15 protein-coding genes and 1 riboswitch are annotated in these 18,182 nt (G+C 68.0%); of the genes, 7 read left to right on the plus strand and 8 right to left on the minus strand.

Annotated features, from left to right (window positions below; genetic code table 11):
* Positions 1-149 precede the first annotated feature (149 nt).
* Positions 150-2,783, minus strand: coding sequence for a glucans biosynthesis glucosyltransferase MdoH (gene mdoH / locus DFLDMN_RS25795; RefSeq protein WP_423198591.1), 2,634 nt, complete (start codon positions 2,781-2,783; stop codon positions 150-152).
* Entirely contained in the window at positions 2,756-4,426 is a 1,671-nt protein-coding gene (locus DFLDMN_RS25800; RefSeq protein ID WP_423200574.1) for a glucan biosynthesis protein G, read from the minus strand. The genes mdoH and DFLDMN_RS25800 overlap by 28 nt, the downstream gene beginning before the upstream one ends.
* Before the next feature lie 611 nt (positions 4,427-5,037).
* Here DFLDMN_RS25800 and DFLDMN_RS25805 point away from each other — a divergent pair.
* Positions 5,038-5,439 (plus strand): RT0821/Lpp0805 family surface protein, encoded by a 402-nt coding sequence (locus DFLDMN_RS25805; RefSeq protein WP_423198592.1) that lies wholly within the window; start codon positions 5,038-5,040, stop codon positions 5,437-5,439.
* A 25-nt stretch (positions 5,440-5,464) separates the two neighbouring features.
* Here DFLDMN_RS25805 and DFLDMN_RS25810 read toward each other — a convergent pair whose 3' ends face one another.
* From DFLDMN_RS25810 to DFLDMN_RS25820, 3 genes are all read right to left on the minus strand, one after another.
* The gene (locus DFLDMN_RS25810; RefSeq protein WP_423198593.1) at positions 5,465-6,043 is read right to left on the minus strand and encodes a surface-adhesin E family protein; all 579 of its coding nucleotides are present in this window, start codon (positions 6,041-6,043) and stop codon (positions 5,465-5,467) included.
* Positions 6,044-6,176: 133 nt separating this feature from the next.
* Positions 6,177-6,887: a 3,4-dihydroxy-2-butanone-4-phosphate synthase gene (gene ribB, locus DFLDMN_RS25815; protein WP_423198594.1), complete on the minus strand. Its 711-nt coding sequence runs from the start codon at positions 6,885-6,887 to the stop codon at positions 6,177-6,179.
* A 236-nt stretch (positions 6,888-7,123) separates the two neighbouring features.
* Positions 7,124-7,309: riboswitch (FMN riboswitch) on the minus strand.
* A 73-nt stretch (positions 7,310-7,382) separates the two neighbouring features.
* Positions 7,383-8,420, minus strand: coding sequence for a helix-turn-helix domain-containing protein (locus DFLDMN_RS25820; protein ID WP_423198595.1), 1,038 nt, complete (start codon positions 8,418-8,420; stop codon positions 7,383-7,385).
* 157 nt (positions 8,421-8,577) lie between these two features.
* On the opposite strand from DFLDMN_RS25820, the gene DFLDMN_RS25825 reads away from it, so the two are divergent.
* From DFLDMN_RS25825 to DFLDMN_RS25835, 3 genes are all read left to right on the plus strand, one after another.
* A complete protein-coding gene (locus DFLDMN_RS25825; RefSeq protein WP_423198596.1) occupies positions 8,578-9,894 on the plus strand; it encodes a hemolysin family protein in 1,317 nt (438 codons plus the stop codon).
* 391 nt (positions 9,895-10,285) lie between these two features.
* Entirely contained in the window at positions 10,286-11,617 is a 1,332-nt protein-coding gene (locus tag DFLDMN_RS25830) for an EAL domain-containing protein (RefSeq protein ID WP_423198597.1), read from the plus strand.
* 112 nt (positions 11,618-11,729) lie between these two features.
* A complete protein-coding gene (locus tag DFLDMN_RS25835) occupies positions 11,730-11,861 on the plus strand; it encodes an entericidin A/B family lipoprotein (protein WP_423198598.1) in 132 nt (43 codons plus the stop codon).
* A gap of 175 nt (positions 11,862-12,036) precedes the next feature.
* Here DFLDMN_RS25835 and DFLDMN_RS25840 read toward each other — a convergent pair whose 3' ends face one another.
* The 3 genes from DFLDMN_RS25840 to DFLDMN_RS25850 form a co-directional block, all read right to left on the minus strand.
* Positions 12,037-12,720 carry a bifunctional 4-hydroxy-2-oxoglutarate aldolase/2-dehydro-3-deoxy-phosphogluconate aldolase gene (locus tag DFLDMN_RS25840; protein ID WP_423198599.1) on the minus strand — a complete coding sequence of 228 codons (684 nt, stop codon included), beginning with the start codon at positions 12,718-12,720 and terminating at the stop codon, positions 12,037-12,039.
* A gap of 95 nt (positions 12,721-12,815) precedes the next feature.
* Positions 12,816-13,751: a sugar kinase gene (locus DFLDMN_RS25845; RefSeq protein WP_423198600.1), complete on the minus strand. Its 936-nt coding sequence runs from the start codon at positions 13,749-13,751 to the stop codon at positions 12,816-12,818.
* A gap of 14 nt (positions 13,752-13,765) precedes the next feature.
* Positions 13,766-15,070, minus strand: a complete 1,305-nt coding sequence (locus DFLDMN_RS25850) for an amino acid deaminase (RefSeq protein WP_423198601.1) — start codon at positions 15,068-15,070, stop codon at positions 13,766-13,768.
* 212 nt (positions 15,071-15,282) lie between these two features.
* Here DFLDMN_RS25850 and DFLDMN_RS25855 point away from each other — a divergent pair, with 212 nt between their 5' ends.
* The 3 genes from DFLDMN_RS25855 to DFLDMN_RS25865 are packed head-to-tail and all read left to right on the plus strand — an operon-like array spanning position 15,283 to position 18,080.
* Entirely contained in the window at positions 15,283-16,170 is an 888-nt protein-coding gene (locus DFLDMN_RS25855; protein WP_423198602.1) for a MurR/RpiR family transcriptional regulator, read from the plus strand.
* A 1-nt stretch (position 16,171) separates the two neighbouring features.
* Positions 16,172-17,641 carry an N-acyl-D-amino-acid deacylase family protein gene (locus DFLDMN_RS25860; RefSeq protein ID WP_423198603.1) on the plus strand — a complete coding sequence of 490 codons (1,470 nt, stop codon included), beginning with the start codon at positions 16,172-16,174 and terminating at the stop codon, positions 17,639-17,641.
* A gap of 52 nt (positions 17,642-17,693) precedes the next feature.
* Positions 17,694-18,080, plus strand: coding sequence for a RidA family protein (locus DFLDMN_RS25865; protein WP_423198604.1), 387 nt, complete (start codon positions 17,694-17,696; stop codon positions 18,078-18,080).
* Positions 18,081-18,182 lie beyond the last annotated feature (102 nt).

Here is an 18,182-nt window from a genome sequence, read left to right on the forward strand (position 1 = left end):
GGGCCGGCGGGCACAGCCGCCCCGCCCCGCACCTGGGTCACACACCCGGGTCACATGCCCGGGTCACATGCCCGGGTCACATACCCGGGTCACATACGCGGGTCACACACGCGGGTCACACACTCAGGTGACCCACTCCAGCAATGCGCTCAAGCCATGCGCGGGCGTAACGGCAGCACGTTGGCCGCGCGCCGCATCAGCACGCGCGTTTCCTTCCAGGCCGCATCGGCCAGCGGCGACGCCCACACGAGTTCGTGCAGCTTGGACAATGCAAACGGATCGCCGAGCAGGATATGTTTCTGCGTGGCCGACAATGCGCCCGGTCCATGCGTCAGCGCATGCTGGACCAGCGAAGCATGCTGCATGCGCGTGGGCGCCGGTTGCACGCGGCGCGCCGTGGCGGTGGCGCACATCAGCGCATTGGTGACAGGGTCGACCACGGCATCGACGAACCCCGGCACCTCGTGCGTGGATTCCACATGCCGCACGGTTTCCTCGACCTCGCGCGGCACCTGCGTTTCCTCGGGAATCATGAACAGCCCCGCGCGGCGCGCGGCGCGGCCGAGCGAGACGCGCGACAGGAACACCGAGAGCGGAATCGACATCGCCAGCGAACCGACGATCGGCAGCAGCCACCAGATAAAACCGGGGCTCAGCCAATACACGCCGCCGCCCCACACCAGGCCCAGCAGCGTATGGCCGCCATGGCGGCGAATCGCCTCGCCCCAGGTGGTTTCCGCGTCCTCGCGCGGCGGCGATTTCCACGAAATGCCCCAGCCGCTGTAGGCCGCCACCACGAACTTGGTATGGAACAGCATGCGCGTCGGCGCCAGCAGCGCGGACAGCGTCACCTCGATCAGCATGCTCAGCACCAGCCGGACCGGACCGCCATAGTTGCGCGCGTCCTTCAACAGCAGCAGCACGCTCAGGATCTTGGGCAGGAACAGCAGCGTGGCGGTGGCCGAGAACAGCGCGAGCGCCTTCTCCGGATGCCATTCGGGCCAGGTCGGGAACAACTGGTACGGCTGCGTGAAATACTCGGGCGGCACCAGCGCGTGCTTGGCCAGCATCGCCGTCGACAGCAGCAGGAACAGGAACCACAATGGCGCCGACAGGTACGCCATGATGCCGGTCAGGAACACCGCGCGGTGGACCATATGGAAGCCCTGCTTCATCCACAGCCGGAAATTCATCAGGTTGCCCTGGCACCAGCGGCGATCGCGCTTGACCTCGTCGAGCAGGTTCGGCGGCATTTCCTCGAACGAGCCCGGCAGGTCGTAGGCGATCCACACGCCCCACCCGGCGCGGCGCATGAGCGCGGCCTCGACGAAGTCGTGCGAGAGGATTTCGCCCGAGAGCGGCCCCTTGCCCGGCAGCGGCGCCAGCGCGCAGTGCTCCATGAAGGGCTTGATGCGGATGATCGCGTTATGGCCCCAGTAGTGGGACTCACCGAGCTGCCAGTAATGCAGGCCGGCGGTGAACAGCGGGCCGTATACGCGCGTCGAGAACTGCTGCACGCGCGCATAGAGCGTGTCGCGCCCGACCGCGATCGGCGCGGTCTGGATAATGCCGGCGCCGGGATTGGCTTCCATCAGGCGCAGCAGCGTGGCAAGGCAGTCGCCGCTCATCACGCTGTCGGCGTCGAGCACGATCATGTAGCGGTACTTGCTGCCCCAGCGGCGGCAGAAATCGGCCACATTGCCGGTCTTGCGCTTGACGCGGTGGCGCCGCCACCGATAGAAGATGCGGCCGAAGCCGCCGACCGCGCGGCACACTTCCATCCACGCATCGTGCTCGGCGGTGCGCAGATCCGGATTGCCGCTGTCGGACAGCACGAAGAAATCGAACGGCGCGATCTCGCCGGTCCGTTCCAGCGATTCGTAGGTCGCGCGCAACCCCGCAAAAACGCGCGTCACGTCCTCGTTGCAGATCGGCATGATGACCGCCGTGCGCGCGGCGGGATCGATCGGCGCGTCAGACGCGGCCGAACGCGAGATGAGATGCCGGTCGCCGCCCTTGGCCAGCACCAGAAAGCCCATCATCGCGGTCCAGAACCCGGCGGACACCCACGAGAACAGCACCGCGAACAGCGTGAGGATGGCGATCTCCAACGCGTCCTTGCCGTGGTACGGCAACACGTTGGTCATGAAATACGTGGCCAGCGCGGTCTGCGCGACCACCAGTCCCAGCAGGAACCAGCGGCGATGCGACCCGGCCGGATGCCATTTGCCCTCGGCATCGGGACCGTCGTGCAACGTATCCCAGGTCTCCGGCACGGGCGGCCGGCCCAGCATGCGGCGCCAGGCATTGCGCACCCAGCCGCTCACGACATGGGGCGGCCACTGGCGCGGCACCATCGACGCGCGTTCCGGTTCCGGACCCGTGTTCACACGCACGGTGCCGTCGTCGCGCCGCTGCAGCAGCGGCTCGCCATCGATCTGCGGATTGCCGTAGGCCAGGCCGAAACGGCGCGCCACCGATGCATAGGTGGCGCCACCCGGCATCGGCGTGGCCGGTACGGGGCGCTCGGGCGACGCGGAGGTGCCACCATCCGGGGCAGACTCGCGCGCGAGGTCGCGCCCCGCCAGGCGCGTTTGCAGCTGAATCATGGCGGAAGGCGTCTCGGTGCCGTCGGCGGGCACGCAGGCCACCGGGGCCGTGCAGGCATCGGCCAGCAGCTCGCTACGCAACTCCGGCGAGGCGGGCAGGCGATCGACATATCGCTCGCATGCTGCCGCCAGGGCCGGGCGCTGCTTTAGCCGGGGGGTAAGATGTAGCTCCATGTCTCGGATAGCGTCGTATTGCCGTTGCGAAGGTAGCCGCGCAACTCAACCGGCTTGTTCTCGTCCTTGCGGCGCAGGAACATCGTCATGCGCCAGCCGCCCGTCGCCTCGTTGCGCGTGACGGACGACTTCAGCAGCTCGCCATTGGCATCGGCGGAGATCACGGGCTCCAGGCGCACATCGTCGGGCAGTTTCTTGAACGCCGGGCCTTCGAAATCCACCGTCAGCGAAAAGCTCGTATCGTCGGACTTGCGCGTCATGCCCTGGCCGCGACGGGTCTGCGTGACCCACGATAACGGCGGCAGGTTGCCGGTATCCTTCTGCCAGAGCAGGCGATACTCGTAATCGAACGGCTGGCGCGGCTTGGGCGGCGCATCGGGAATCCAGTAGGCCACGATGTTGTCGTTGGTCTCGTCCGGCGTCGGGATCTGCACGAGCTCGACGCGGCCGGCGCCCCAGTTGCCCTTGGGCTCGACCCAGCCGCTCGGGCGGCGTTCATACCAGGCGCCGATCTCCTGGTAGTTGTCGAAACTGCGGTCGCGCTGCATGAGGCCGAACCCCTGCGGATTGGTGGTCGAGAACGACGTCACCAGCAAGCGCTTGGGATTGACCAGCGGGCGCCAGATCCATTCGCCCGTACCGAGATGGATCGACAAGCCATCCGAGTCGTGCACCTCGGGCCGGAAATCGAGCGTGGTGGAGGGCTGGTTCTCGCCGAACAGGTACATGCTGGTCAGCGGCGCCAGGCCCAGCTTGGTGACGTTCTCTCGCAAGAATAGGCGGGCCTTGACCTCCATGACAGTCTCGGCGCCGGGCTTGATCACAAAGCGATAGGCACCCGACAGCCGGCGCGAATCCATCAGCGCATACAGCGTGATCTGCTTGTCATTGGGGCCCGGGCGCTCGATCCAGTACTCGACGAAGCGCGGAAACTCCTCGCCTGAATTGAGACCGGTGTCGACCGCCAGTCCACGCGCCGACAGGCCATACCACTGGTCGCGGCCGAGCGCACGGAAATAGCTGGCGCCGAGGAACGAGGCGAGTTCGTCCTTGCGCTTGCCCTGGTTGACCGGGTACATCAGGCGGAAACCCGCAAAGCCGAGGCCCTTGAGCTTGGCCGGATCGATCTTGTGCGGACCGTAGTTGAACGCGCCCGGATCGAATCGGAATTCGCGCACGCTGCCGCCCACCACTTCATTGATGCGCACCGGCTGATCGAACACCATGCCTTCGTGGAAGAACGACAGCTCGAACGGCAGACGCGCATTGCGCCACGCAAAACGCTCGGGCTTGTATTCGATCTCGCGATAGCGATCGTAGGAAAGCTCGGCCAGTTCGCGCGGCAGGCTCTGCGGCGCGGGCTTGTAGGGCGAGGCGGCGAGCGTACGCGCGCGCGCGGCCACGGTGTTGAAGTCGAACGCCTGCGCCGGCAGCGCCACCAGCAACGTGCCGGCCGCGAGCAGGCCACCGCACCAGGAGACCGGCGCCAGCGACCGCGCACGCACGCGGCGCCCCCACGCGACCAGCCGTGCCAGGGCGGGCACGGTGGCGCGCGCGGGCTGCGGGACGGACGGCAGAGGGAGCGATTGCGGCGAGGGTGCCGGACGCGACAAGCACGGGGAAGGGGCGAGGCGCGACGACATGTCGGAGTCGGACAGTGGGCAGGTCGGGCGAAGCGATGACATCGAGGCGGTCATTGAAGGCCGGGCGAATGTTGCGAACGGGAAACGGCGAAAGCTACGCAAGCTACGGAAGCGACGCAAGCGCCGCAAGCGGCAAGCCCCGAAAGCGGCGAGCAGCGTAAGCAGAAAAATCAGCGAAATCAGCGAAATCAACCCCAACGGCACGGAGCCCAGCGGCCGATGCCATCGGAATACGGCAGCGCAGCATTGCAGGCGAGCAAGAGCCGGACCAGCCCCGCGCCCACCCTGCGGCATGCCGGGCAGGATATTGGGAAATGTCCGTCTTCACATGTCTGACTTTACTGCCATGCGAGGCCAGACCTTAACAATTCGCGCCTAAAAAGTCACGTCACGGACCGGCAAGGTTTGCAACAAAATGAAACCCCTGTGGGCTGGAAGCCGCTCCAGACAAGCGTTTGCGGGCGATGCCCGACATTGTGGGGGAGCGTGAGGAAGGTAAACGGGGCATTCCATCCGGGCGGAGGGCATGCCTACAATGACGATGCGCCACATGCGACGTGCCCATGGCGCGGGCACCTGCCCGTTACCCGCTTTCTACTCAGGAAATCCTCATGCATGCACGCAAGCTGATCCGGTCCGCGCTGTGCGCGGGTCTCGTTCCCTCGTTGATGCTGATCGCGAGTGCACCCGCGCAGGCCTACTTCGACCACTACCTGTCCGGCAGTATCGTCGGCACGCTGAATCAGAAGGAAGCCGCCTCGCTAAAGAAGATGGTGCGGCAGGCGCTGGTCGACACCGCGGACAACACCCCGGTGGAATGGAACTACCCGGCCGAGGGCCGCCGCCAGGCCATCCACGGCACCATCGTGCCGGTGCAGAGCAAGACCGACAAGGGCCAGCCCTGCCGCCGGCTCAAGTCGGATCTGAACCGTGGCAGCGCGACCGAGAGCTGGTCGGGCTGGTTCTGCAAGCAGTCCAACGGCCAGTGGAAAGCGCGGCAGGTTTCGGACTGAGCGGCGCGCGCGGCGCCGGTCGGGGTCAGCGGCAGAGACGGCCGATGAGCTCGCCGGCGATGGTGCCGGACTGTGCCATCTGCAGCTTGCCATACTGCGGCAGGCGAATCGTGTAGAGCGATTCGCCGCGCGCAAAGCGTCGGCTGTAAAGGGTCTGCTCGACCACGGCGTACATCGACGTGGCGCAATTGAGCACCAGGCGCTTCAGCGACGAACGGATGGTCTCGCCACCGGTGGTCTTGATCACGCCGGCCGGGGCGTTATGGATGAGCACCACACCCACCTCCGCGCCGCGCCGGCGCACCGCGCTCTGGTCGAAATACGACACCATGCCGCTGGTGCCAAGCAACGGCAGCCAGCGCTGGGGATCGAGCGGACTCGGTTCGGTGACGCCGCCACCCAGCGTGGTGCTGGTGCGGGCGGCGGCACCAAGGTAAGGCCGCACCTCGCCAGTGGACAGGCTGGCCGGGCCACTGGAAACGCTGGATACGCTGGAAACGCCGGGGACGGTCGGAACGGGGATGATGCCATCGTCGGCATGGGCCGCGGTGGCAAGGCAGGCGCCGGCAAGCAGGGCCAGGCGTGCAAGCATTCGATGGAACATGGGGGCTGCCCTCGTCTGGACGGGAAAAATGCAAGCCCCGATTGTCGCATAGCCTTTGGCGCTCCTTGTAGCCCCTTCCCCGCCTTTTTGCGCTTTTTTGCCGCGATTTCCACCGGGAATTACCCGACCCCGCTCATGCCTGCGCGCTGCGCCACGCCACCAGGTCCTCGATCGTGAGCACCGGCAGCTGGTACATCTCTGCAAATGCAAGCGCCTCGGGACGGCGTGCCATGGTGCCGTCGGGGTTCATCAGCTCGCACAGCACGGCGGCCGGCGACAGTCCCGCAAGGCGCGCCAGCTCCACCGAACCCTCGGTATGGCCGCGTCGCGCGAGCACGCCGCCGTCGACCGCCACCAGCGGGAAAACGTGGCCGGGGCTGACGATGGCATCGGCCGCGCCCGTCAGCGCGGCACGGATCGTGGTGATGCGGTCGACCGCGCTGACGCCGGTGGAGACGCCCTCGCGCGCCTCGATCGAGACCGTGAACGCGGTGCCATACTGGCTGCGGTTGTTCTCGACCATGGGGCGCAGGCCCAGCTGGCGCACGCGCTCGGCGGTCAGGCACAGGCAGACGATGCCGCTGCATTCGCGGATCATCATCGCCATGTTGGCGGGGGTCAGGCACTCGGCGGCAAGGATGAGGTCGGCCTCGTTCTCGCGGTCGTCATCGTCGAGCAGTACGACGGGACGGCCCTCGCGCATGGCCTGGAGGGCCTGCGCGATGCGTTCGGCCAGCGGGGCGCTCGCCGGCGCGGCGGAAGGCAACAGGTGCGACGGGGAGGAAACCGCGGTATCGGTGGCAGCGAGAGCGGCGGCGGGGCTAGCGGTGGGGGTGGACAGCATTGAAACGCTCCAAAAATAAAGGACCCAAGGGCGTTTCAGGGGATGGCGAGGCGAACTGCGGTGGCCGGGACCACGCCGTGCATGCCGAGGCATGACATGGCACGTCAAAGCCCGTGCCGCCAGCGAGCGTGGCACGATCGCTGGCCCTGGCACATGGCAACGAGCACAGGGTATCAAGCACGTGGCATCGATACGTGGCCGTGGCACGCGGCATTGGCACCGACACAGGCAGGCCGCCCCATCTTCTTTCATCCGGACTATGACCGTCGGCCCTGGCTTCGCACCAGATCTGCTGACCCCGCATTCGCATGCAGGCGCTCGCGGGCTCGCCGGCGCGCTGTCCATCGCCATGGCAATCGCAATGACAATGGCTGCGCCGGCATACCGCCGGTGGGGACTTTCACCCCGCCCTGAAGACGTAACGATGCCGCCGGGCATGGCTGCCGCGACGGCAGGCCGATGCTAACACGGCCCCGCGCCCGGCGCCTGGCTGCCTCACGCCCTGGCCGCCGCGCGCCCCTCGCCGGCTGCCGTCGCTTCGCGCGCCATCTGCTCGCGCGCCATCTGCTCGAATATCTCGCGAGTGGCATCGTCGGCCGGGAAGAACGATTCGATGTGGACCTCCTGCAGCGTGATATCGCGTGGACTGCCAAGCGTGGTCAGCGTCGAGAACATCGCCACGCGCCGTGTGCCGACCCGCAGCGTGACCGGCAGTACCGGTGCCAGCGCCTCGCGCTCGCCCTCGCCCTCGCCGCCCTCGCCGCCCTCGCCGCCCTCGCCGTCCTCGCCGTCTCCGTCCGGTCCTTCGCCCCGCCCCTCGCCCGGCCCCTCGCCCGGTGTGCCATCGGGTCCGAACAGTTGCGGATGCCATGCCGCGACCTGGGCCAGCAGGTCCTGCGCCGACTCGTCTGGCGCCTGCTGTTGCATCTCTTGCCAGAAGCGTCGCAGCAGGTAGCGCCCGACCTGCTGCGCGTTCTCGAGCGCGGGCCACAGGCCCTGTGGATCGAACACCGCCAGCATCAGGTTGATGCGCGCATCGCCCTGCGGCAGCGCGAGCGGTCCTTCCAGGCCGTGGAGCCGGCCCAGCAGGCAGCGGTAGGCCAGATTGGCATCGACCACATGCCAGTAGCGGTCCAGCACCACGGCCGGGTATGGCTCCTGCTTGGCGAGAATGAGCGCGATGGCCTGGCGCACCCGCTGCAGCGGCGGCGCGGCCAGCGCATGCTCGGTGTAGGCCGGGGCAAAGCCGCCGGCGAGCAGCATGCGGTTGCGCTGGCGCAGCGGCACGGCCAGGCGGTCCGCCAGCGCCAGCACCATGGCGCGGCTCGGCCGCGCGCGGCCCGACTCCAGAAAGCTGATATGGCGCTGCGAAACGCCGGCCGCGAGCGACAGCGCAAGCTGACTGTAGCCGCGCCTGCCGCGCCAGTAGCGCAGCAGGCCGGGAAAATCGAGCGCGGCCTCGGAAGCGGGCGTGGGCAAGGGAGTCAGCACGGAGGCAGGCACGGAAGTCCGCGCGCGAGGAGACGTGTCCATGGCCGCATTACAGCACGGGCGGCATGGCGCGACGACTACCGCGCAGGTAATCGCGGCGATAACCTGGTGACGCCGCCATCACAACGCAGTGACGCGTCACACGCGGATGGTATGCTTTGATCTTTTCAATACCCGCGCGCATCGGGCGCGCACCCTGATGGAAATTGCCATACTGCTGGCGCTGATTTTGCTCAACGGCCTGTTTGCGATGTCGGAGATCGCGCTCGTCACCGCGCGCAAGGCCCGGCTGCAGCGCCAGATCGAGAACGGGGACCGCGGCGCCATCGCCGCCGTGGCGCTGGGCGAGGATCCCACGCGCTTCCTCTCCACGGTGCAGATCGGCATTACCTCGATCGGCGTGCTCAACGGCGTGGTCGGCGAGTCGACGCTGGCGGCGCCGCTCGGCACCTGGCTGCAGCAATTCGGTCTGGCGCCGACCACCGCCGGCTATATCGCCACGGCCATCGTGGTCGCCGGCCTCACCTACTTTTCAATCGTGCTCGGCGAACTGGTGCCCAAACGCCTGGGCCAGTTGGCGCCGGAGTTGATCGCGCGGCGCGTGGCGCGCCCCATCTCGTTCCTGGCGGTGGCGTCCACGCCGTTCGTCAAGCTGTTGTCGGGCTCGACCCAACTGGTGCTGCGCGCGCTTGGCGTCAAATCCGACCGCGGTCCCGCGGTGACCGAAGAGGAAATCCACGCACTGCTGGTAGAGGGCTCGGAGGCCGGCGTCATCGAGCGCCACGAGCATACGATGGTGCGCAACGTGTTCCGCCTCGACGATCGTCAGCTCGCATCGCTGATGGTGCCTCGTGGCGATGTGGTGTTTCTCGACGTGGAAGCCCCCGAGGAAGAGAACCTGCGCCGCATCGAGGAATCCGATCACGCGCGTTTTCCGGTGGTGCGCGGCGGCATGCATGACATCCTGGGCGTGGTCAGCGCACGGCAACTGCTGGCGCGACGCCTGCGCGGCGAACGCGCGGAGCTGACCGCGGTGCTGCAGCCGGCGGTGTTCGTGCCCGAGAGCGTGACCGGCATGGAGCTGCTCGAGAATTTCCGTTCGTCCGGCGGCCAGATCGCGTTCGTGATCGACGAATACGGCGAAGTGCTGGGCCTCGTCACGCTTCAAGACCTGATCGAGGCCATTACCGGCGAGTTCAAGGCCGATGCCGCCGGCGGTGAGTGGGCCGTGCAGCGCGAGGATGGCTCGTGGCTGTTCGACGGCCTGATCCCGATTCCCGAACTCAAGGACCGTACCGGCATACGCGCGGTACCCGAGGAGGACAAGGAGCGCTACCACACGCTGTCGGGCATGCTGCTGCTATTGCTCGGCCGCCTGCCGCAGACCGCGGATACGGTGCGCTGGGGCGACTGGAAATTCGAGATCATCGACATGGACGGCAAGCGCATCGACAAGGTGCTGGCGATGCGGGAACCGCCCGAGGACGGGCCCGACGCGCTAGATACGACTGGCTGAGCCACCCCCCGCATTCCCGCGGACACCGTGCTGGCGGTGTCCGCGCCCCCGTTGCCCCCTGGGGCCACTGCCTTGCCGCCCCCCTCGCTTCTATCGATCCCGCCCTGGTCAAGACGGCCATTGTCAAGACATTTGCCGCATTGGCGGGATACAACAGCCAGCGACGTGCCCCCGCCAATCGGTTGTTATGCTGGATTCGTGTCAGCCTGCCGTATGATTCTGCCTTGCAGCCTCTACGCAGTACTACGTAGTATTCGAGACGAAACACGCGAAGCGCGGCACCAGACACAGCGCCGTACAACGAGAACACAGCTTGAGACGGGTACGCAGCCCGGTGAACGCACGGGGCGGCATCCGCCCCCGGAGACCTTGCCGCCTGCACGAACCACCGATGGATCCTGACACCGAAGGCGCCGCGCGCCTGTACGTGGATACCGCCGACGCGCCGCGCCTGGCCGATGTCCAGCCTGCCGCCTTTATCGCCGCGCTCGACGAGCACCGCGCGCTCGTCGGCACCGCCCACTCGCTGGCCGTGCTGGTCATCCGGCTCGACCGCTTTCAACACGTCTGCGAAACCATCGGCTTGCAGCGCGCCGGCAAGCTGCGTGCCCAGGTCAAGTCGCGCGTGGCGGGCCTGGCCGCCATGCCCGCCGTCATGCATTGGCTGGGGCCCGCGGATCTTGGCGTGGCATGCGTGCTCGACGACAGCACGAGCGTGGCCACGCTGAGCGGAGCGATCGCAGCGGCGCTGGGACAGCCGTACCGGATCGACGGCTTCGAGCTGTTCCTGTCCTCGAGCATCGGGGGCGCGCTCGATCATCCCGAGAGTTCGACCGAACGCAACCTGCAGCAGGCGTTCGATGCCATGCTGCAGGTCTGCCGTCGTGGCGGCGATGGCATCGGCAGCGCCTCCGCGCCGACGGCGCCACGCCTGGCGCCGCTGCTGGCCGCCCTGCCCCACGCCATCGCGCGCGGCGAGTTTGCGCTGCATCTGCAGCCGCGCGCGATGATCGCCAGCGGCACGGTGACGGGATACTCGGTCCGACTGCGCTGGCAGCATGCGGTGCTCGGCCGGGTGGCCCCGCAGGACTTCCTGCCGGCTGCCGAGGCGCTCGGCATGATGCACGAGCTGGGACGCTGGATTCTGCAGTCGGTCCTGCCACTGCTGCGCGCCACCGAGGCTATCGCCCCCCTGCAGTTCACGCTGCTGGCATCGAGCGCGCAACTGCACGGCTCCGAGACGATGGAACTGCTACGCCGCGGCGTGGAAGCGTTTGCGATTCCTCCCGGGCGCATTGCCATCGAAGTGCCGGTGGACATGGTGCCCGACGATCCGGCCACCCGCCGCAAGGCCGCGCAACTGCGCGAGATCGGCGTCAACCTGGCGCTCAGCGATTTCACCGACACGACCGCCAGCCTGCGCGCGCTCGCACATCTGCAACCCGACGTGGTCACGCTCGATGCGCGCCACCTCGGCCATGCCAGCCGCGGCGCCGACACCGCCGCGCGACTGCAGGCCGCCTGCTGCCGCGCCCGCGCGGCCGGCGCGCTGGTCTGCGCCAAGGGGGTGGAAACCCGCGCGCAACTGGAAACCGTACGGAGCTGGGGCTGCGATGCCATGCAGGGCTACCTGCTGGCGCAGCCGTTTCCCGCGCATTGGTTGCCGCAGACGCACGGTGCGATTGCCGAACGCGCGCGGCTGTTGCTGCTCGGCACGGATTGACCGTCGACCGCGCGCGGCGCGGGCGCCCGATCATTGGCACGCATCCTGCAATACGGATCACGGCACACCTCGACTGTGCCCACTTCTTACAATCCCTGAAAGGAGCCTACCGATGAAAAAAGGATGGATCTGGTGCCTGCTGGCTGCCACGCTGCTGGCCGGTTGCAACACCATGGCTGGCGTAGGCCAGGACGTACAAAAGGGTGGACAGAAGCTGGAGAACTCGGCGGAACGGGCAAAGTAGGCTCGGCCTGAGCTCCGGGCGAGCTCGACCTGAAGTATGCAAAGCCGGACCGCATGGCACGATGTACTCGTCAGGCGGTCCGGCTTTGTCATTTTTACCATGGCGCGCAGAATTTGCGCGGCGGCCCTTGCATTGCCCCCTGCGTTGCGCCTGCGGTGCCCCTGCCCTGCCCCTCCTATTTGCGGCCGGCACCGAGCCGAACCGCCTCTTCGGCCAGGGCACGAATGCGTGCCCAGTCGCGTGCGGCCACCGCATCCTTGGGTACCACCCACGAGCCGCCCACGCACACCACGTTCGGCAATGCCAGATAGGTTGGCGCCTTGGCCGCGTCGATACCGCCGGTAGGACAGAACCTGAGCTGGGAGAGCGGCCCGTACAGCGACTTCAGCATCGGCACGCCGCCGGCCGCCTCGGCCGGGAAGAACTTCAGGAAGGTATAGCCGGCCTCGAGCGCGAACATCGCTTCGCTGGCGGTCGCCACGCCCGGCAGCAGTGAAATGCCGGCGCCTTGCGCGCCTTCGGCAAGCTTCTGCGTCAGGCCAGGGGAGACCGCGAATTGCGCCCCGGCGTCGCGCACGGCATGCAGCTGGTCGGACGACAGCACCGTACCGGCGCCCACCACGGCCTGCGGCAACGCCGCCGCCACGGCGCGGATGGCCTCGAGCGCGACGGGAGTGCGCAGCGTGATCTCGAGCCACGGCAGACCGCCGCTGACAAGCGCCTCGCTGACGTGCAGCGCTTCTTCGACCGAATGGTATTCGAGCACCGGGATCACGGGCACATTGGCCAGGCGCGCGAGCAGCGGAGAGGGAGCGGCAGAGGCAGAGGGAGAGGAAGAGGAAGCAGGCATATTGGACATGACGTGGAAACCGGTTAAGCGTGTATTCAGCGTATGGACCCTGCGTCAGGCCCGGGGTTCAGCCATGGCACGGGGCAATGTCGGCGGGGGGCGCATCATGCAATGACCGACACGCCTTGTTCCAGCCGCGCAAGCACCGTGTCCGCGCGCGGAATCGGCGCCACCGCGCCATAGCCGGTGGTCGAAAGCGCCGCGGCCACATTGGCATAGCGCGCCGCCGCGAAGGGGTCGGCACCCGCCGCGAGCCGTGCGATAAAGCTGCCGCCAAAGCAGTCGCCCGCGCCGGTGGCATCGAGTGGTTGCACCGGATACGGCGGCACCAGCGTGCGCGCGTCGGGCGTGGCCACGTAACTGCCCTCCTCGCCGAGTTTGAGCGCCACCAGCCCAATGCCGCAAGCGAGCAGATGGTCGACGATGGCATCACGATCGTCGAGGCCGGTGAGCACGGTGATGTCGTCCCAGCTCGGCAGGCAGATATCGGTCAGCGAGAACGCCTCGTGCATGATGCCGCGCGCGCGGGCCAGCGACCATAGCCGCAAACGCAGGTTGGTGTCGAGCGAGACGCGCACGCCCGCCTTGCGCGCATGCTCCATCGCGGCCAGGCCGGCGTCGCAGGCGTGCGTGCTGATGGCGAGGCTGATGCCGGACAGATGCAGGAAGCGCGCCTGTGCAATGGCGGCCAGCGGCAGCTGGTCGTGGTGATAACGGCTGGCCGCCGAGCCATCGCGCAGATAGTCGAAACGATGACCGTGCGCGTCGTGCGAGACGAAGTAGACGCCGGTCGGCGCCGACGCATTGATGCTCACATGGCGCGTATCGACGCATTCGCGCGTCCATAGCGCGAGCAGGCGTTCGCCAAAGCTGTCGGCGCCCACCGCGCTGATATAGCCCGTGGTGGCGCCCTGGCGCGCGGCGGCGATGCAGAAATTGGAGGTATCGCCGCCAAAACCCTGCAGATAGCGCCCGGGATCGTCGGGTTGCTGGTTGAATTCGACCAGCGGCTCGCCGTAGGCGAGGATATCGATGCTCATGTCGCAGTCACTCCTCAGAAGAAGGTCTGCACGATATCGATGACGCGATACTGTCGGTCGAGCACCGGAATATGGCGCCACTTGTCGAACGTCAGGCACGGATGCGAGATGTCGAAGGCAATCATATCGCCGACGCGCACGTCGTCGCCAGCCTGAATCTCGAGGTAGGCATGCTGATCCATCATGCCCGTCACTTTCCAGTGCGCGGGCACGTCGACCGGCGCCGCGGTGCCGGGACGATAACGGCGCGCGGGCAGCGGCAGCCCGGCATCGAAGGCAGCGTCGCGCTTGCCCATGCCGATGATCGCGCGGGTCGCCTCGGGCACCGATTGCACATACGCCCACAGCTGCAGCGCCGGCAGCAGGCCCTCCCGCATCTTCTGCGCCACCGGGTTGCTGGCGAGAATGCGCGCCTGCGCGGCGCGATAGATGCCGACGTCGTGCGTGAGATAGCAACCCGGCCGCAGCACGATCTCGACGGGCGCGCCGATCTCGCCGCTGGCAGCCGCGCGCGAGAATTCCTCCGCGACCACGTCGTACCAGGCCGAGCCCGCGCCCGACAGGATGACCGGCTGGCGGCCGAACGCCCCTGCGGCCGCCAGTTCGCGCGTGACCGCCGCCGTGCGCCGCAGAAATTGCCGCACCTCGGCCTCCTGTTGCAGCACGCCTTCGTAGATCTCCACACCGGCCAGCGTCACCGCGTCGGGCCAGCGGGCCAACGCCGCCAGCACGGCGGCCTGCTGCGCGCCGTCGCGCACGCCGGTGCGGCCACCTGCCACGCCCAGTTCGATCAGTACCTGCAGCCGTTGCCCGCGCGCGCGGAAGAACGCGCCGAGCTGGTCGACGAGGTCGGCCGAGTCGACCAGGCAGAAGAATTCAAAGCCGGGATCCTGCAGCAGGTCCGCCACGATCTCCATGTTGCGGCGCCCCACCAGCTGGTTGGCCATCAGCACGCGACGCACGCCATGCGCATGGGCGGCTGCGGTCTGGTGGGCGGTGGCCAGCGTCATGCCCCACGCGCCTTCGGCCAGCTGGCGCGCAAACAGCTTGGGCGCCATGGTGGTTTTGCCGTGCGGGGCCAACTGCATGCCGTAGGCGCCCATGAAGCGGCGCATCCAGTCAAGATTGTGCGCCAGGCGCTCCTCGTACAGCACGGCAGCGGGCAGGCTCAGATCCTCGTCGAGCAACCGCCAGCCTACCTGCCCGGCCTCGTGCGGCGCCAGCGGCGCGGGCAACCGGCCCAGTGCCTTGTTCAGCGGATCGATCAGGCCGGATTGCCAGCCCACCGCGGGCAGGCCTTGGTACTTTGTCTCACGCATGCTGTGTCGCAACGGATTTACGGGTTATCCCTAAGGGGAGACCCTGGAAGTTGACCTAATGATAGCGTTGAAATTACGATATTTCACTCTTGTTATAAAGTAACATAGCGCCCCGGACCGCTTGCGGCCACGACTGGACACCGACCGCCCCCCGACCCACGGCCCACCCACGGCCCACCCACGGCCCACCCACAGCACGCCGACAGCACACCATGACCGCGCCCTTCGACATCCTGACCCGCATCGCCGAGCGCGGCCCGGCCTTGCGCCTGGCCGAGCAGAAAGTGGCGCAGGTCATTCTCGAAGACGTGGCCGGTGCCGCGGCGGCGAGCATCAACGCCCTCGCGCGCCAGGCGGGCGTGAGCGAAGCGAGCGTGACGCGCTTTGCCAAGGCGATCGGCTGCCGCGACGTGCGTGACCTCAAGCTGCGCCTGGCGCAAGCCACCGCGGTCGGCACGCGCTTCCTGCAGCCGGGTCAGGCGCCCGAGCCGGCGGCGCCGGCCACGCTGGCGGACCGCGTTCATGCCGATGCGGTGGCGGCGCTGGACGTCAGCCGCAAGCTGATCGATCCGGAGCGCATGGAGCGCGCCGCGCGCCTGTTGCTCGATGCGCGCATGGTCTACGCTTTCGGCATGGGCGGGGCCTCGACCATGCTGGCCGACGAGGCCTGCCACCGGCTCGGGCGGCTGGGGCGTCCGGTGGCGAGTTATCACGACGCGTTGCTGCAGAAGATGATGGCGGCCACGCTGGTACGCGACGACGTGGTGCTGGCGTTCTCCGCCAGCGGCAACGTGCCGGAGATGCTCGCCAGTTGCGATATCGCGCGCGAGTACGGCGCGCGCCTGATCGCGGTGACTGCGCTCGGCTCGCCGCTGGCCACGCGCGCCGACGTGCTGCTGCCGGTGCGCACGCTCGAGACCGATTTCATCTTCAAGCCGTCGGCCTCTCGCTACGCCATGCTGCTGGTGCTCGATGTGCTCGCGACCCAGGTGGCGTTGTTGCGCCCGGACCAGAGCCAGGAACGGCTGCGCCGGCTCAAGTACGTGCTGGACGACCACCGCGGCACGCATGCCGACAGCCGTCAGCCGCTGGGAGACTGACATGTCCCGCCCGCTTCCACACCGGTTCGATACCCTGGTGCGCCGTGTGCAACTGATCGACGGCTCCGGCGCCGCGCCGCGCATGGCCGACGTGGCCGTGCGCGACGGCCGCATCGCGCGCATCGAGGACGCCGACAGCATCGATCCCGCCAGCGCCGCGCTCATGGTCGAGGGCGACGGCCTGGTGCTGGCACCTGGCTTTATCGACGTCCACACGCACGACGACACCAACGTGGTGCGCGAGCCCGCGATGACGCCCAAGCTCTCGCAAGGCGTGACCACCGTCATCGTCGGCAACTGCGGCATCAGCGCGGCGCCGGTCACGCTGACCGGCGAGCCGCCCGACCCGATGAACCTGCTGGGCCGCGCCGAGGCCTTCCGCTACCCCGACTTCCGCAGCTATGTCGAGGCCGTCAACGCGGCGCGGCCCGCGGTCAACGTGGCGGCGCTGGTCGGCCATACCGCGCTGCGCAGCAACCATATGGACCGTCTCGATCGCGCCGCCAGTGCGCACGAAGTGGCGGCCATGCGCGCGCAGCTGCAGGAGGCGCTCGACGCCGGCGCGCTCGGCCTGTCGACCGGACTCGCCTACGCCAATGCGTATGCGGCACCCACCGAGGAAGTGGTGGCCCTGGCCGAACCGCTCGCGGCCGCGGGCGGCCTCTACGCGACCCACCTGCGCAGCGAATTCGCCGAAATCCTCGAGGCCATGGACGAGGCCTTCCGCATTGGCCGGCACGCGCGCGTGCCGGTGGTGATCTCGCACCTGAAATGCGCGGGCGTCCGGAACTGGGGCCGCAGCGGCGAAGTGCTGGAGGCGCTGGAGCTGGCGCAGCGCTGGCAGCTGGTCGGCTGCGACTGCTATCCCTACACGGCCAGTTCGTCGACGCTCGATCTCGGGCAGGTGACCAGCGACTTCGATATCCAGGTCACCTGGTCCGAACCCGAGCCCGCGATGGGCGGCCGCCTGCTGGCCGATATCGCCGCCGAATGGGAGGTCGACCTGCTGACCGCCGCGCGGCGCCTGCAGCCGGCGGGCGCGGTCTATCACGGCATGGAAGATGCCGACGTCGACCGCATCCTGCGTCATCCCGCCACGGTGATCGGCTCGGACGGCCTGCCCAACGATCCGCTGCCGCATCCGCGCCTGTGGGGCGCCTTTCCGCGCGTGCTGGGCCACTATGCGCGCGACCGCGAACTGTTTCCGCTCGCGGTGGCGGTCAACAAGATGACCGGCCTCTCGGCCGAGCGCTTCGGCCTGGCCGGGCGCGGCTTTGTGCGCGAAGGCTACTGGGCCGACCTGGTGCTGTTCGACGCCGCCACGATTCGCGACGTGGCCACGTTTACCGATCCGGTGGCACCGGCCGAAGGCATTGCCGCGGTCTGGGTCAACGGACAACTGTCATGGCAGGAGCGCGCGGCCACCGGCCGGCGCGCGGGCCGCTTCCTGCCGCGTGCGGCGCACGCGTGAGCGCGGTGCGGACGACTTGGCAGGGCTTGCAGCAATCCGATTGGGAGTCTTTATGGAAATCAAACGATACGGCGTGGAAGGCGGTACCGGCACCGGTGGCCAGCACATGCCGTTTGCGCGCGCGGCAGGCGCCGATGGCTGGCTGTATGTGTCGGGCCAGGTGCCGATGGTCGATGGCGAAGTGGTCGACGGCGGCATCGTCGCGCAGACGCACCAGGCCATCCGCAACGTGCTGGCGATCCTCGCCGAGGCCGGCTATGGCCCCGAGCACGTCGTGCGCTGTGGCGTATGGCTCGACGACGCGCGCGATTTCGCCTCGTTCAACCGCATCTTCAAGGAATACTTCGGCGCCAACCCGCCGGCCCGTGCATGCGTGCAGTCGTCGATGGTGGTCGACTGCAAGGTCGAGATCGACTGCATCGCGTGGAAGAAGGTCTGACGCGCGGCAATCCCCGCGCGACGCAGTAGCAGTGCAATCCCCGACGGCGAGCCAGCCGTCCTTCCTGGTTTTTTATTTCATAGCGGATGCGGACCGCCGTCA

Source organism: Cupriavidus sp. H19C3, from assembly GCF_049393815.1.
GTDB lineage: Bacteria > Pseudomonadota > Gammaproteobacteria > Burkholderiales > Burkholderiaceae > Cupriavidus.

Coding starts and splice junctions, on each gene's coding strand:
- mdoH (WP_423198591.1), bottom strand. CDS start 2,783: ATGGAGCTACATCTTACCCCCCGGCTAAAGCAGCGCCCGGCCCTGGCG.
- ribB (WP_423198594.1), bottom strand. CDS start 6,887: ATGCTGTCCACCCCCACCGCTAGCCCCGCCGCCGCTCTCGCTGCCACC.
- DFLDMN_RS25850 (WP_423198601.1), bottom strand. CDS start 15,070: ATGCGTGAGACAAAGTACCAAGGCCTGCCCGCGGTGGGCTGGCAATCC.
- DFLDMN_RS25830 (WP_423198597.1), top strand. CDS start 10,286: ATGGATCCTGACACCGAAGGCGCCGCGCGCCTGTACGTGGATACCGCC.
- DFLDMN_RS25860 (WP_423198603.1), top strand. CDS start 16,172: ATGTCCCGCCCGCTTCCACACCGGTTCGATACCCTGGTGCGCCGTGTG.
- DFLDMN_RS25825 (WP_423198596.1), top strand. CDS start 8,578: ATGGAAATTGCCATACTGCTGGCGCTGATTTTGCTCAACGGCCTGTTT.
- DFLDMN_RS25845 (WP_423198600.1), bottom strand. CDS start 13,751: ATGAGCATCGATATCCTCGCCTACGGCGAGCCGCTGGTCGAATTCAAC.
- DFLDMN_RS25855 (WP_423198602.1), top strand. CDS start 15,283: ATGACCGCGCCCTTCGACATCCTGACCCGCATCGCCGAGCGCGGCCCG.
- DFLDMN_RS25835 (WP_423198598.1), top strand. CDS start 11,730: ATGAAAAAAGGATGGATCTGGTGCCTGCTGGCTGCCACGCTGCTGGCC.
- DFLDMN_RS25800 (WP_423200574.1), bottom strand. CDS start 4,426: ATGTCGTCGCGCCTCGCCCCTTCCCCGTGCTTGTCGCGTCCGGCACCC.
- DFLDMN_RS25810 (WP_423198593.1), bottom strand. CDS start 6,043: ATGTTCCATCGAATGCTTGCACGCCTGGCCCTGCTTGCCGGCGCCTGC.
- DFLDMN_RS25865 (WP_423198604.1), top strand. CDS start 17,694: ATGGAAATCAAACGATACGGCGTGGAAGGCGGTACCGGCACCGGTGGC.
- DFLDMN_RS25820 (WP_423198595.1), bottom strand. CDS start 8,420: ATGGACACGTCTCCTCGCGCGCGGACTTCCGTGCCTGCCTCCGTGCTG.
- DFLDMN_RS25805 (WP_423198592.1), top strand. CDS start 5,038: ATGCATGCACGCAAGCTGATCCGGTCCGCGCTGTGCGCGGGTCTCGTT.
- DFLDMN_RS25840 (WP_423198599.1), bottom strand. CDS start 12,720: ATGTCCAATATGCCTGCTTCCTCTTCCTCTCCCTCTGCCTCTGCCGCT.